This is a genomic window from Herbaspirillum frisingense (assembly GCF_047325095.1).
In the GTDB taxonomy this organism is placed as follows: domain Bacteria; phylum Pseudomonadota; class Gammaproteobacteria; order Burkholderiales; family Burkholderiaceae_D; genus Herbaspirillum; species Herbaspirillum frisingense.
Genome location: NZ_CP168558.1, coordinates 1623726 through 1638034 on the forward strand (window position 1 = coordinate 1623726; position 14309 = coordinate 1638034).

Annotated in this window: 13 protein-coding genes; 9 read left to right on the top strand and 4 right to left on the bottom strand. The window is 64.4% G+C overall.

The window, feature by feature from the left end; genetic code table 11:
- Positions 1-124: 124 nt before the first annotated feature.
- Together ACEOAC_RS07495 and ACEOAC_RS07500 are read right to left on the bottom strand one after the other, a co-directional pair.
- Positions 125-1519, bottom strand: coding sequence for a sensor histidine kinase (locus tag ACEOAC_RS07495; protein ID WP_241813182.1), 1395 nt, complete (start codon positions 1517-1519; stop codon positions 125-127).
- Positions 1512-2183, bottom strand: a complete 672-nt coding sequence (locus tag ACEOAC_RS07500; RefSeq protein WP_006462850.1) for a response regulator — start codon at positions 2181-2183, stop codon at positions 1512-1514. The genes ACEOAC_RS07495 and ACEOAC_RS07500 overlap by 8 nt, the downstream gene beginning before the upstream one ends.
- 166 nt (positions 2184-2349) lie before the next feature.
- Between ACEOAC_RS07500 and ACEOAC_RS07505 the strand changes: the two genes are divergently transcribed.
- From ACEOAC_RS07505 to mdtD, 5 genes are all read left to right on the top strand, one after another.
- Positions 2350-3405, top strand: coding sequence for an ABC transporter substrate-binding protein (locus tag ACEOAC_RS07505; RefSeq protein WP_413444511.1), 1056 nt, complete (start codon positions 2350-2352; stop codon positions 3403-3405).
- A gap of 107 nt (positions 3406-3512) precedes the next feature.
- Complete coding sequence (locus ACEOAC_RS07510; RefSeq protein WP_241813181.1) at positions 3513-4526, top strand: ABC transporter substrate-binding protein; 1014 nt, start codon at positions 3513-3515, stop codon at positions 4524-4526.
- A gap of 125 nt (positions 4527-4651) precedes the next feature.
- Positions 4652-5479, top strand: coding sequence for an ABC transporter ATP-binding protein (locus ACEOAC_RS07515; RefSeq protein ID WP_006462847.1), 828 nt, complete (start codon positions 4652-4654; stop codon positions 5477-5479).
- Between the two features lie 87 nt (positions 5480-5566).
- Entirely contained in the window at positions 5567-6421 is an 855-nt protein-coding gene (locus ACEOAC_RS07520; RefSeq protein ID WP_039874955.1) for an ABC transporter permease, read from the top strand.
- 128 nt (positions 6422-6549) lie between these two features.
- Positions 6550-7989 (top strand): multidrug transporter subunit MdtD, encoded by a 1440-nt coding sequence (mdtD, locus tag ACEOAC_RS07525; protein ID WP_413445101.1) that lies wholly within the window; start codon positions 6550-6552, stop codon positions 7987-7989.
- A 30-nt stretch (positions 7990-8019) separates the two neighbouring features.
- Here the strand turns inward: mdtD and ACEOAC_RS07530 are convergent, their stop codons facing one another.
- Together ACEOAC_RS07530 and ACEOAC_RS07535 are read right to left on the bottom strand one after the other, a co-directional pair.
- The gene (locus tag ACEOAC_RS07530) at positions 8020-8706 is read right to left on the bottom strand and encodes a Fe2+-dependent dioxygenase (RefSeq protein WP_413445100.1); all 687 of its coding nucleotides are present in this window, start codon (positions 8704-8706) and stop codon (positions 8020-8022) included.
- Between the two features lie 15 nt (positions 8707-8721).
- Complete coding sequence (locus ACEOAC_RS07535) at positions 8722-10974, bottom strand: TonB-dependent receptor (protein ID WP_413445099.1); 2253 nt, start codon at positions 10972-10974, stop codon at positions 8722-8724.
- 360 nt (positions 10975-11334) lie between these two features.
- Between ACEOAC_RS07535 and ACEOAC_RS07540 the strand changes: the two genes are divergently transcribed.
- The 4 genes from ACEOAC_RS07540 to ACEOAC_RS07555 all read left to right on the top strand — a co-directional run bounded on the left by ACEOAC_RS07540 (position 11335) and on the right by ACEOAC_RS07555 (position 14240).
- On the top strand, positions 11335-11997 hold the full coding sequence (locus ACEOAC_RS07540; protein ID WP_006462842.1) for a response regulator transcription factor: 663 nt from the start codon (positions 11335-11337) through the stop codon (positions 11995-11997).
- Positions 11998-12013: 16 nt separating this feature from the next.
- The gene (locus tag ACEOAC_RS07545; RefSeq protein WP_006462841.1) at positions 12014-13408 is read left to right on the top strand and encodes a sensor histidine kinase; all 1395 of its coding nucleotides are present in this window, start codon (positions 12014-12016) and stop codon (positions 13406-13408) included.
- Positions 13409-13491: 83 nt separating this feature from the next.
- Positions 13492-13710 carry a hypothetical protein gene (locus ACEOAC_RS07550; protein ID WP_006462840.1) on the top strand — a complete coding sequence of 73 codons (219 nt, stop codon included), beginning with the start codon at positions 13492-13494 and terminating at the stop codon, positions 13708-13710.
- Complete coding sequence (locus ACEOAC_RS07555; protein WP_006462839.1) at positions 13707-14240, top strand: SecDF P1 head subdomain-containing protein; 534 nt, start codon at positions 13707-13709, stop codon at positions 14238-14240. The genes ACEOAC_RS07550 and ACEOAC_RS07555 overlap by 4 nt, the downstream gene beginning before the upstream one ends.
- The last annotated feature ends 69 nt before the right edge of the window (positions 14241-14309 follow it).

The following is a 14309-nucleotide window of genomic DNA, read 5'->3' on the forward strand; positions in this document are numbered from 1 at the left end:
CTGACGGCCAGGCCAAGAGTACGAGCCCAGGGCGCGGCGCTCCACGCCAAAAGCGTGAAGGGCGGTGATACTTTTTGCTCAGGTTTTATGTGCGCTGCAGAATTTTGTATTGCCGACAGCGTGTCTACGACACAGTGGGCGGGGCAGCCATGGCTGGCAGGCTGACCACCACCACCAGACCGGTGCCGCTGGCCGGTACTTCCAGCCGTATCGCGCCCTGCGAGGCCTGCACGATCTCGCGCACGATGGCCAGGCCCAGGCCGGAGCCCGGCTGGTCCGGGCGGGCATTGCGATAGAAGCGCTCGAACACGCGCTCGCGCACTTCAGCCGGGATGCCGGGACCATTGTCGGTCACCGTGACGATGAGCTGCTTGCGCCTGTGCTGCAGCCCCACGGTGACCTTGCCGCCCTCCGGGGTGTAGCGCAGGGCATTGTCGATCAGATTCATCAGCATGCCGCCCAACTGGGCTTCGTTGCCGGTGACCATGGCACTTTCCAGGGTGGTCTCCAGGCCGAGGTCGATGTTCTTCTTCAAGGCCAGCCCGGCCAGTTCTTCCAGCACCATTGCCGCCACCGACAGCAGGTCCACCGGGCCGCGCGGGAAGGCGCTGCCGTTGGAGGCTTCGGCCTGCGACAGCAACAGCAGCTTGTTGGTCAGATCGGTCATGCTGCGGCTGCCCTCCTGCAGCGAGGCCAGCACCTGGGCCACCCGCTGCGGATCGTCGAGCTGGCGGGCGAACTGGATCTGCGAGTCGATCACCGCCAGGGGCGTACGCAACTGGTGCGCGGCATCGGCCACAAAGCGCTTCTGCACCGTGACCTGGGCATTGAGGCGGAAGATGTACTGGTTGATCGCCTCCACGATGGGCCGCAGTTCCTGCTGCAGGCCACCAGCCTGCAGGGGCGTGAGCGAATCGGGCTGGCGCGTGGCCAGCGCGTCCTTGAGCGCCAGGATAGGCCGCAATTCCATGGTCAGGCCCAACACCACCAGGCTGATGGCCAACAGCAGCAATACGATCTGGCGTCGCAGCGAGGCGTGCCACTGGTCGTCGATCATCTGCTGGCGCCCCTGCATGGTCTGGCCCACCGAGACCGCCACCATGCGCAGCGTCCCCTCGTCGAACAGGGCGCGGATATAGCTCACCACACGCAGCGGCCGCCCTTCGAAGGTGGTGGTCGTATAGACCGGGTAGAGTGCCGCAAAGTCGGGCTGGGCGGGGAAGTCGGGGCGGCCGGCCAGGAGCGTGTCGTCATCCATCAGCACCTGGTAATAGACGGCATCCTGCGCTGGCGAGGCGAACAGTTCCAGCGCCGCCGGTGGCACCGAGACCACCGGAGCGCCATCGTTCCAGCCGACCTGGCCGGCCATCATGCGGGCCGAGGCCAGCAGGGCGCGATCCTGCACCAGGGTAGCGCTGGAGACGGCGTTGTCGTAGGCGTCGCTGGTGGACAGGCCCACATAGACCGCCATCGGGATCAGCAGCCACCACAGCAGCCGCAGGCGCAGGCTGTCAATCATCTTTCTGGCGCAGCAGGTAGCCCAGTCCGCGCAGGGTCATGATGGCGGCCGAGGAATGTTCCAGCTTCTTGCGCAGGCGCGAGATGTAGATTTCGATGGCGTCCGCGCTGGGTTCTTCGGAGAGGCTGAAGACGCCCTTCATCAGGGCCGTCTTGGAGACCGTCTTGCCCTGCTTGAGCATCAGCACTTCCAGCACGTCGTGCTCGCGCGCCGGCAGCGCCAGGGTGGTGCCGGCCACTGCGAACTGGCGCGTGTTGCTGTCGTAGACCAGGTCGCCGCAGTGGATTTCGGCGGCCTTGTCGGGGGTCTGGCGGCGCACCAGTACCTTGATGCGGGCCACCAGTTCACGGATCTCGAAGGGTTTGACCAGGTAGTCGTCGGCGCCGGCGCCGAGGCATTCCACCTTTTCGTCGATGGAGCCGCTGGCGGTGAGGATCATCACCGGCACGCCGTTGTGACGCTCGCGCAGGCGGCGCAGCACGTTCTTGCCATGCATCTTGGGCAGCATCAGGTCCAGCAGCACGACATCGTAGTTCTCGTCGCGCAGCACCTGGTCGGCGATCTCGCCATCGGCGGCGATATCGACCTTGAACTTGTGTTCCTTGAGAATCTGCTCCAGCCAGTGGGCAAGCTGGGGATTGTCTTCAATCAGGAGCAATTTCATGCGGTAGTCTCGTGTTTCTTTGGCATCTTTTTTGTTGCGCTGCAAATAAAAAAGCCGTTTTTTGGAAAGCTGGATGAAGGTTTCGGCTTCTTAGAATAGGCCCGCAGATCAATAAAAAGTGAAGATGGCGACAGACCATCCCACCCATAATCAGGAGGCAATCATAATGCGTCACGCCGTTCGTGTGTTTTCGTCAGCCCGCGCCACCCCTTTGCGCCGTACCCTCATCGCCGCTGGCGTCACCGCCATCACCGCCTGCGCCCTGGCATTGGCCGCGCCGCAGGCCCATGCCGCCGACAAGATCATCATCATGGTTGGCGGCATCAACAAGCTCATCTACCTGCCGCCCAAGCTGGCCGAAAGCCTGGGCTACTTCAAGGAAGCCGGCCTGGACGTGGAACTGCAGTCGCAGCCGGCCGGGGTCGATGCCGAGAACGAGCTGCTGGCCGGCGCCGTGCAGGCCGTGGTCGGCTACTACGACCACTCCATCGACCTGCAGAGCAAGGGCAAGGAAGTCACCTCCATCACCCAGTTGCTGCTGGTACCGGGCGGCATGGAAATGGTGCGCGCCGACCTGGCCGACAGCGTGCGCAGCATGGCCGACCTCAAGGGCAAGACCCTGGGCGTGACCGGGCTGGGCTCGTCTTCCAGCTTCCTGGCCCAGTACCTGGCCAGCCGTGCCGGCCTGAAGTCGGGTGACTACTCGATGCTGCCGGTTGGCGCCGGCAATACGCTCATCGCCGCCATGAAGCAAAAGCGCGTGGACGTGGCCTGGACCACCGAGCCGACCACTTCCATCCTGCTGTCCACGGGCGCGGCCAAGGTGCTGGTGGACATGAGCAGCGTCGATGGCACCCGCGCCGCACTGGGCGGACTCTATCCGGCTTCCAGCGTCTACGTGCATCGCTCCTGGATGAACAGCCACAAGGCCGAGTCGCAGAAGCTGGCCACCGCCTTCGTCAAGACCCTCAGGTACATCCAGACCCACTCGGCCGAAGAGATCGCCGACAAGATGCCCAAGGATTACTACGGCGGCAACAAGGCCATCTACGTGCAGGCCCTGAAGGCGTCGCTGCCCATGTATTCACCCGATGGCAAGATGCCCGCCGGTGGCCCCGAACAGGTGTTGAAGGTGATGGCCGGCTTCAACCCCAACATCAAGGGCAAGAACATCGACCTGTCCAAGACCTATACCAACGAGTTCGTCGATCAGGTGAAGTAAGGCCTCCCTGCACGCACGCGCCGAACACCCTAGAATCCGCTGCATCCGCTGCATCCGCTGCATCCGCTGCATCCGCATCCCCCCCGATTCGACCAACAGGAGACATCGTGAACAAGAACATTCGCCAAACCTTGCTATCGCTGGCCGTGGCCGGCGCAACCCTGGCCGCTTTCCCCGGCCAGGCCTCGGCTGCTGCCAAGATCACCATCATGGTGGGCGGCATCAACAAGATGGTCTATCTGCCGGCCAAGCTGGCCGAGCAACTGGGCTACTTCAAGGAAGAGGGCCTGGACGTCGAGCTGCAGTCGCAGCCGGCCGGCGTCGACGCCGAGAACGAACTGCTGGCCGGTGCCGTGCAGGCCGTGGTCGGTTTCTACGACCACTCCATCGACCTGCAGACCAAGGGCAAGGAAATCACCGCCATCACCATCCTGGGCCAGGTGCCGGGTGAGGTGGAGCTGGTCTCCACCAAGGCCGCGCCGCACTTCCAGAGCATGGCCGATGCCAAGGGCAAGACCCTAGGTGTGACCGGGCTGGGCTCGTCCACCAACTTCCTGACCCAGTACCTGGCCTCGCGCCATGGCATCACCTCCAAGCAGTTCTCGGTGCTGCCGGTGGGCGCGGACAATACCTTCATCGCTGCCATGAAGCAGGGTCGCATTGATGCCGGCATGACCACCGAGCCGACCGCCTCGCAATTGCTGAAGACGGGTGACGCCCAGGTGCTGATCGACATGCGTACCGTGGAAGGCACGGTCAAGGCGCTGGGTGGCCTGTATCCGGCGTCCAGCGTCTATGTGCAGCGCAGCTGGCTCAACAGCCACAAGGACGATGCGCAGAAACTGGCGCGTGCCTTCGTCAAGACGCTCAAGTTCATCAACACCCACAGCGCCGAACAGATCGCCGACAAGATGCCCAAGGACTACTACGGCAACAACAAGCCGCTGTACGTGCAGGCCTTGAGCAACTCGCTGCCCATGTATTCGCAGGACGGCAAGATGCCCAAGGGCGGGCCGGAAACCGTACTGGCGGTGCTCTCGGGATTCAATCCCAACGTCAAGGGCAAGCATGTGGACCTGTCCAAGACCTATACGGATGAATTCGTCGACACCGTGAAATAGGACTCCGTCCGATAGCCCCGGGACGACGTTGTCGCCGGTCCCGCTTTCCGAACCACGCTTGACGCCATGATGCGAAATATCGCGTCAGGGCGGTACTCAACCTCCAGCCCCGAAAGAGCCATCCGATGAATGCGATCAACCAGCACGCCTTCACCCCCGCCGGCAATGCCGCCCAGGAAACGCCAGCCATCGAATTGCGCAACGTGACCTGCCGCTTCATCACTGCCGACGGCAAGGCTACCGTGGCCCTGCGCGACTTTTCCATGAGCGTGGCCCGGGGCGAATTCGTGGCCGTGGTCGGCCCCACCGGCTGCGGCAAGTCGACCACGCTGTCGCTGATCACGGGTCTGCTGAAGCCCACCATGGGCGAAGTGCGCGTGATGGGGCAGCCGGTCAACGGCATCGATCCGCGCATCGGTTTCGTGTTCCAGAACGATGCCGTCTTCCCCTGGCGCAGCGTGCGCGACAACGTCGCCGCCGGCCCCATGTTCCGTGGCCAGTCCAAGGCCCAGGCGCATGCGCTGGCCGATGAATGGATACGCCGCGTAGGCCTGGACAAGTTCGGCGACCACTATCCGCACCAGCTCTCCGGCGGCATGCGCAAGCGCGTGGCGCTGGCCCAGACCTTCATCAACAGCCCCGAAATCCTGCTGATGGACGAACCCTTCTCGGCCCTGGACATGCAGACCCGCACCCTGATGCAGGACGAACTGCTGCGCCTGTGGTCGGCCCATTCCGGCTCGGTGGTGTTCGTCACCCACGACCTGGAGGAAGCCATCGCCCTGGCCGACAAGGTCTATGTGCTGACCGCCCGCCCGGCGACCCTGAAGAGCGTCTATCCCATCGACCTGCCGCGTCCGCGTGTGATGGAAGAGGTGCGCTACGAGCAGCGCTTCATCGACATTTCGCGCCGCATCTGGGCCGATCTGCGCGAGGAAGTCCATATCGCCTGAGGGATCAGGCATCTGGCACCAGGTAGCCACCAGCGACCTTTCCCGACAACGAGTCTGAATAACGAAATCCGACAACAGGTGAGCAACATGACACAAGCACAAGCAAGCCACTCCGCCGCGACGATGGACATCGCCGCCGTCGAAGCCGAGGCGCAGCGCAAGATTCGCGGCCGCCGCAACCTGGTCATCGGCCTGCGTATCGCCATCCTGGTGATCGTGCTGGGCGGCTGGGAAGTCTGCGCCCGCATCGGCTGGATCGATCCCTTCTTCTTTTCCCAGCCTTCGCTGATCGTGATCCAGATCTATGACTGGATGGTGGAAGGCACGTCCCAGGGCTCGCTCTGGACCCAGGTACTGGTCACGCTGGAAGAAACCGTGCTGGGCTTCCTGATCGGCTCGGTGGCCGGCGTCATTGCCGGCATCGTGCTCGGTCGCAACAAGCTGCTCTCGGATGTGTTCAGCCTCTACATCCAGATCGCCAACTCGATTCCGCGCGTGGTGCTGGGTTCCATCTTCGTCATCGCCTTCGGCCTGGGCATGGCTTCCAAGGTGGCGCTGGCGGTGGTGATGGTGTTCTTCGTGGTGTTTGCCAACGCCTTCCAGGGCGTGCGCGAGGCGGACCGCTACATGATCGCCAACGCCCAGATCCTGGGCGCCTCCCGCCGTCAGGTGACCATGGCGGTGGTGATTCCCTCGGCGCTGTCGTGGATCCTGGCCAGCCTGCATGTGAGCTTCGGCTTTGCGCTGGTGGGTGCGGTGGTGGGAGAGTTCCTGGGTTCCAAGCAGGGTATCGGCCTGTTGATTTCCACCGCCCAGGGTGCCTTCAATGCCAGCGGCGTGTTTGCGGCCATGATCGTGCTGGCGGTAGTGGCGCTGGCGGCGGATTGGTTGCTGCACGCGCTGGAAAGGCGCCTGCTGAAGTGGCGTCCGCAGGCCTTCTGATGGGCCGGCCGCAAAAGTCTTAGAATGATGAAGTGATGCGGGGGCCCCGGTTAGTGTGCCCGCCGCTTTTTGTCATTGCATTGTCCATCGTCCATCGTGTTGCCTTCTTCTTTCAGCCGCCTTCCACCATGTCCGCCGACCAGCCGCAACGCCTGAGCGAGTCTCCCGCCGCTTCTTCCCTGAATGATCCCGGCAGTGATCCCCGTAGTGATCCGATCACCCAGCGCGCCTTGCTGTGGATCGTCGCCTCCGGCTTCTTCATGCAGACGCTGGACACCACCATCGTCAACACGGCCTTGCCGGCCATGGCGCGCAGCCTGGGTGAGCCGGTCCTGAACATGCACCCGGTGGTGGTGGCCTATACCCTGACAATGGCCTCGCTCACGCCCGCCTCGGGCTGGCTGGCCGACCGCTTCGGCACGCGCCGCATGTACTTCGCAGCGATCCTGCTGTTCGTGGTCGGTTCCATCCTGTGTGCCGTGGCGCCCACCTTGCCGATGCTGCTGGCCGCACGCGTGGTGCAGGGGTTGGGTGGCTCCATGCTGTTGCCGGTGGGGCGCCTGGCGGTGCTGCGGGCCGTGCCGGGGGCGCAGTACATCGCTGCGCTGGCCTCGATCTCGATTGCCGGGCAACTGGGACCGGTGGTGGGGCCGGTACTGGGCGGCTGGCTGGTGCAAAGCCTGTCCTGGCACTGGATATTCCTGATCAATGTGCCCATTGGCGTAGTCGGGATGGCGGCGGTGCTGCGCTTCCTGCCAGACGACAGCCTGGCCGATACGCCGCGCTTCGACCTGCTGGGCTGTGCCTTGCTGTCGGCCTGCATGGTGGCGTTCTCGCTGGCGCTGGATGTGCCCTTCGATACGCAGCGCGGAGCCTGGAGCGCGGCCCTGTTCCTGCTGGCGGCGGCCACCGTGCTGGGCTACTGGTGGCATGCGCGCGGCCATGCGCGGCCGCTGTTCCGGCTGGGCCTGTTCGGTGAGCCCAATTTCAGCATCGGCCTGGCCGGCAACCTGGTCTGTCGCATCGGTTCGTCTGCCGTGCCTTTCCTGTTGCCTTTGCTGCTGCAGGTACGGCTGGGGTATTCCCCGCTGCATGCGGGCATGCTGCTGCTGCCGGCGGCCATCGCCGGCACCATCGCCAAACCGTGGATCGCACCGCTGGTCAAACGCCATGGCTATGACCGCTTCCTGCTGGTCAATACCGCCATCGTGGGCGTGTCCATCGTGTCCTTCGCCCTGATCACGCCGGGCTGGCCACTGGCGGCGGCCATCGTGCAACTGGCGGTCTTCGGTGCATCGAACTCGATGCAGTTCGCGGCCATGAACAGCGTCACCCTCAAGGGCTTGCGCAAGGATGATGCGGGTAGCGGCAACAGTCTCTTTTCGATGGTGCAGATGCTGGCCATCGGCCTGGGCGTGACCATCGGCGGCACCATGGTCAACGCCTTCAAGAGCCCGGAGGGTGTGGCCACCAATGCCAGCTTCCAGATCACCTTCGTGATCGTGGGCGTGATCACCCTGGTCTCTGCCTGGGTGTTCCGCCGGATGGACCCGCGTTATTTCAAGTAAAGACCGCAAGGATGGGAAGATCGGCAGCGCTCAGGTATCGCTCCACTGCCGCAGCAGGTTGTGGTAGCAGCCCACCAGCGTGCGCCGCGCCTGGGCGTCGGCATCGGTCTGGTTCAGGCGCTGGATGGCATTGTCCATCTCGAACAGCATCTGGCGCTGGCCATCGTCGCGCACCAGGCTCTGCACCCAGAAAAAACAGCCCATGCGTACGCCACGCGTAACCGGGGTCACGCTGTGCAGGCTGGTGGCCGGGTAGAGCACCATGTCGCCAGCGGCCAACTTGACGCTGTGCATGCCGTAGCTGTCTTCGATCTGCAATTCACCCCCGTCATACTCGGCCGGGTCGGCCAGGAACAAGGTGGCCGAGACATCGGTACGCAGCTTGCGGCCCGTGTGCGGATGGATGCGCACGCTGCCGTCCACGTGCGCCCCGAAGCCCATGCCCTCGCCATAGCGGTTGAACATGGGCGGGTAGATCAGGTTGGGCAGCGCCGCGCTGATGAAGCGCGGATGCCGCTCCAGCGCGGAGACGATGAGGTGCTGACACTGCAGGGCTATCTCGGCACGCTCGTCGATCTGCTGGTTGAACTTCAGCGGCGCGCCCTGGTAACCGGCGGTCACGCGACCATCCACCCAGGCGGGTCCGGCGGCCTCCAGCAGGCCGCGTACCGTCTGCAGGGTGGCCGGGTCCAGCAACTGGGGGATGGTGACGAGCATCGGTTTCCTTCTGCCTTACATGCGATAGGTCAGCGACAGTAGCGCGGTACGGCCCGAACCCGGGACCGAACGACCGCCGTCGGACTGGATCAGCGCATCGTAATACATCTTGTCGGTCAGGTTGTACAGGTTCAGGCGGATGTCATAGGCCTTGGTGGTGTAGGCCAGCATGGCGTCATAGCGGGTGTAGCCACCGACCTGCACCGTGTTGGTGGCATTGGCATAGCGCTGCGACATGTAGGTCGCGCCGCCGCCGACCTGCCAGTGCGGGGCCAGGTCGTAGGTGGTCCAGGTGGTGAGGGTGTGCTTGGGCGTATTGACCGGCACCTTGCCGACCGAGGTATCGCCCACGGCGCCGCCGATGACCTGGGCATCCAGGTAGGTGTAGTTGGCGGCGATCTGCCAGTCACGCGTGATGCGACCGGTGGCACCGGCGCGCGCACCGTTCACGCGGACCGTGCCGGCCAGGGCATAGACGCCGGTGGTGACCAGGCTGCGGGCGTTTTCCTTGGTGATCTGGAAGGCCGCTGCGCTCAGGGCCAGGCCATTGTCCAGGTCCCATTTGCCGCCCACCTCATAGGAGCGGTTCTTTTCCGGATCCAGGTTCTGCTGGCCCAGGGTACCGGTCAGCTGTTCCAGCGAGGGGTTGAACGAGGTGCCATAGGACAGGTAGTAGGCCTGTGCTGCGCTGGGCTGCCAGATCGCGCCCGAGCGCACGCTCAGGAAATTGACGGTCTGGTCAGCCGAGGCCAGTGCGGTGGAGCCTGAGGTGTTGCCGGCGTTGATCGAGTTGCTGATGCTGGCGATGTAGCGGTCATAGCGCAGGCCGCCGACCAGCTTGAACTGCGGCACCAGTTCGATGGTGTCGCCGACGTAGGCGGCGATGGTGTTGGCACTGCCACCGGCGTGGTTGCCGGCAGTATCGGCCACGCTGCTGCCGGCGGCGCTGTAGCCGGGATTGACCACGCTGACGCAATCCATGTAGCCGGTGGTGGCGCCTGCGGCATTCAGAGAGCGGCCGTTGCAGCTGCCGTTGCGGTAGTAGTTCTGGTTGTCGTAGCCGTCATGACCCACTTCCACGCCCACCAGGGCATCGTGCTTCACGCTGCCGGTGGCGAACTTGGCCGCCAGTTCGGTCTGGTTGAAGATGGAGTAGTCGCGGATGTCGCGGTCATGGCTCTGGCCGCGCACGTAGAGGCTGGATAGCGGCAGGTTGCTGGTGGCATTGGTCAGCGCCGTGAAGCCGCTGGAAGAGACCGTGCCGATGGTATTGGGCGCGGTTTCCACGGCATCGGTATGCACGTAGTTGAACTGCGTCTGGCTGCGCAAGGTCACGTCGGGAGCGATCTTGTGCTTGATGCCGGCATTGAAGGAGGCCACGTCCTGGTTGGTGCGGTCGCTGTTGAGACCATAGGCGGTGTTGCGGTCGACATTGACGGGATGGCCGTTCAGCGGCGGCAGGCCGTAATCGGGCTGGTCGTGGTTGTGCTGCAGCAGGGCCGAGAGAGTGATCTCGGTGGACGTACCGATGCCCCAGACGTAGGAGCCGGCCAGGCCGAAGTCCTGCACGTCGGTCTGGTTGCGGGTGCTGGCCGCGCCGGTCTGGGCCATGGCTTCGATGCGCAGGGCGGAGGTATCCGACAGCGCGCGGTTGACGTCGGCGGTGCTGCGCACCAGGCCGTTGGTGGTGACCGAGGCCGAGACTTCGGTGGCCGTCTTCAGGTTGGCCTTCTTGCTGACCTGGTTGATGATGCCGCCGGTGGAGCCCCGTCCGAAGAGCATCGAGGATGGGCCCATCAGCACTTCCACTTCCTCGATGGCGAAGGTGTCCCGGTAGTACTGGCCACGGTCGCGGAAGCCGTCCAGGTAGATGTCGGTACGCGCCGAGAAACCGTTCAAGTTGATGTTGTTGCCGATCTGGCCGCCTTCGGCGCCACCCAGTGTGATGCCGGACACATTACGCAGCGCGTCGGCCAGCGAGCTCGCCCCCTGCGATTGCATCTGCGCCTTGTTGACCACCGTCACCGATTGCGGCACGTCGTGCAGGTCGGCGGGCAGTTTGCTGATGGCGGTGCCGGTGCTGGCGAAATCGTCGCGGCGGCCTTCCACCGTGACCGGGGCCAGCTGGTTGCTGGCGGTCGCAGAGGTGGTCGCAGAAGTGGATGCAGAGGTGGATGCAGAAGCGGGCGCAGTCTGTTGCGCCAGCAGCGGCAGGGGAGCCGCAAAGGTGGCCAGCAATGCGGCGGCGATCGGCGTGAGACGGTTCATGTTCGTGTCGAGGAGAGTGGAGTAGAGAAACGAGAAGCCAATCCGGCTCGCGCCGGATTGGCTCCAATGGCTGGCTACTCCGTCCTTCGACATGGAAGACCGTTTGGCTGGCTGATGACCAGTATTGTTGTTCTGTATGCCAATGATTTTTATTCACTGGCATGGCTGGCAAGATTAAGCAGACAAGCTGACAAATGACTGTCAACAAGCTGACGTCAAACTGAGTGTGACAAAAAAGTAACACCGCCTGCCGGCCCCGGGCTGTCTCGGGCAATCCCCGATTTGCAGCATTGGCGCGGCTGCAATACGATGCAGCGTCACGCAGAGGTTTTGCGCTGTTTTTTCTCTTTCGAAGTTCCTATGAATGTTCTGCTGGTCGAAGACGACCCGGTGCTCACCGACGGCCTGTCGCGTGTGCTCAATTCGCATGGTTTCACCGTGCATACCGTCAACAACGGCCACGATGCCTTGTCGCAGCGTTTCAATGCGGCCGTGCTGGTGCTGGACATCGGCCTGCCCGGCATTGATGGTTTCGAGGTCCTGCGGCGCATGCGTGCGGCCGGCAACAATACCCCGGTGCTGCTGCTGACGGCGCGTGACACCATCCCCGACCGCGTACACGGCCTGGAGCTGGGCGCTGACGATTACCTGGTCAAGCCCTTTGCCACGCCCGAGCTGGTGGCGCGCATCAAGGCGCTGATCCGCCGCAGCGCGCCGCAGCCGGCACAGCTGACCGTGGGCGGCCTGTCGCTGGACAACGCCACCAAGCGCGCCGACATCGATGGTCGCAAGATCGAGCTGTCCCTGCGCGAATGGACGGTGCTGGAATACCTGATGCAGCACGCCTCGCGGGTGGTCTCCAAGCAGCAGATCATCGACGCCGTACTGCCCTGGGGCGAGGATTTCACCATCAACGCGGTGGAAGTCTACGTCTCGCGCATCCGCCTCAAGATCGCCGACTCCGGGGTGGTGATCCGCACCATCCGCGGCTTTGGCTACATGCTCGAAAAGAGCGAGACCTGATCCCGGCCGGCAGCGCATGTCCGACACCGCCGCGGCCAGTCCATCGCCGACCCACGCCAGCATCCGGCGCGACCTGCTCAGGTGGCTGATCGCGCCCTTGCTGTTGCTCAACCTGGTCGGCGCCGGCCTGACCTACTGGCTGGCCTGGCTGCCGGCCCAGCACGCCTTCGACCAGAACCTGATGGATTCCACCTGGGGCCTGTACGCCCAGGTGCGCCACCGGCAGGAACGCACCACCGCCGAACTGACCCAGCAGGCCGAGCAGATCCTGCGCAGCAACCATTCCGACACTACCTTCTTCGCCGTGCGCAATACCGAAGGCCAGATCGTGGTGGGCGACAAGGGTTTTCCCCGCTTGCCGGAAAGTGATGTCTTCGACCGTCCCATCAACTTCGATGGCGAGATGCGCGGCGAGCCGGTGCGCATCGCCGCCATGCAGGTGCGCGTCAAGAACGGCATCATTTCGGTGGCGGTGGCCGAGACCATCCGCAAGCGCGACCGGGCGCACTACACCATCCTGCTGTCCTTCCTGTTGCTGGACGGCGCACTGACCTTCGGTTCGTTGTCGGTGGTGCTGATCGCCGTGCGGCGCGGCCTGCGCCCGCTCAAGAGCCTGCAGCGCAACCTGGAGCAACGCGGTCATGGCAAGCTGGGCGCCATCGATGGCACCGGCGCACCGGTCGAACTGCAGCCGCTGATCGTGGCCATGAATGAACTGATGGCGCGCATCAACAAGGGTGAGCAGGCACAGCAGAACTTCATGGCCGATGTCGCCCACCAGTTACGCACCCCCCTCACGGGGCTCAAGCTGCAACTGGAGCTGCTGCACGACAAGCATCAGGATCAGCCCGATACGGCCCGGTCCCTGGCGATGATGAATTCCTCGGTGGAACGCATGATCCGCCAGAGTCGCCAGTTGCTGGCCCTGGCGCGTTCCGAGCCGGGGCTCTTCGAGAGCCGCAAGCTGGAAGAGCTGTCGCTGGACAAACTGCTGGAAGAGTCGGTCCAGCACTTCATCGAAGAGGCCGACAAGAAGCGCATCGACCTCGGCTTCGACCTGCAGCCGGCGCGAATGCGGGGCGACCGCTTCCTCCTGAGCGACCTGATCGACAACCTCATCGATAACGCTGTGCGCTATTCGCCCCCGCATGGCACGGTCACGGTCCGTTGCATGGAGCAGGATGGTGCCGCCGTGCTGACGGTAGAGGATTCCGGGCCGGGTATTGCGCCCGAGCATCGCGAGCTCATCTTCGACCGCTTCTACCGCGCCAACGACAAGGTGGCCGGCAGCGGCCTGGGCCTGGCCATCGTGCGCGAGATCGCGCATGACCATGGCGGCGTGATCAGCGTTGATAGCGGCGAGCACGGGCTGGGCACGCTCTTTACAGTGCGCTTTCCGCTGGCAGGCTGATGGAAGGGGGCCTTGCGCCGCCGCCGAACCTCGCTCTCCCGGTTCTGTCTAAACACCTTCTTCGTGACAATCCAGGAGGCAACATGACGGACAAGGTCCTGCAAAGCGGTACCCACATCGCCCGCTATGAAGCGGTGGAAAAGCCCGACGAGGGATTCGAGGCGCAGGTCTTCGTGCGCCTGGCGCGCGAGCCCGAGATCGCCGAGACCTATATTCCCGTGGGCCTCTTCCCGACCGAGGAAGAGGCGCTGGCCAGCGCCCGCGAACGCGCCCAGCGCGCCTTGAAGGAGCACGAATTTTGAGCGCCCCCGAGTTCTCCCTCACCCCCGGTGCCCTGTATCTGGCATCGCCGCGCCGCCGCACCCTGCTGCTGGGCGCGGCCGCCGGTGCCGCACTGGTGCTGGCCGGTTGCGCCTCCAGCGGCATGCAGGGTGGTGCGGCGCCGTCTTCCTCGACCCTGTTCGAGCTGCGCGGCGCTACCACGGTGCCGACCCAGGGCTGGATCAAGGCGCAGATCAGCGATCCCCCGGGCGGCGACATCTACCTTGCGCCGCGCGTGGCACTGGATGCCAGCGACGTGCAGCGCGCCAGCGCGCAGAAGGACGCCGCCGGTCGCGCCATTCTGGTGTTGCAGTTCTCGCCGGTCGGGACGGCCAGGCTGGCGGCAGCCTCGCGGGAATTCATGGGCCGCCAGCTGGCGGCCGTGCTGGAAGGTCGTGTCACCAACGTGGCCAGGGTGGAGGGGCCGATGACCATCAACACCATGGCCTTGACCGGCTTGTCCAGTTTCGAGGAAGCGGTGCGCCTGGCGCGTCTGTTCCCCAGCCGCTAGGGCGCAAAGGCGGCAGGGCGCTGGCCGGGTGGGGCAGGGCATGCTAATGTCCTGCCCATTGCACGCCAC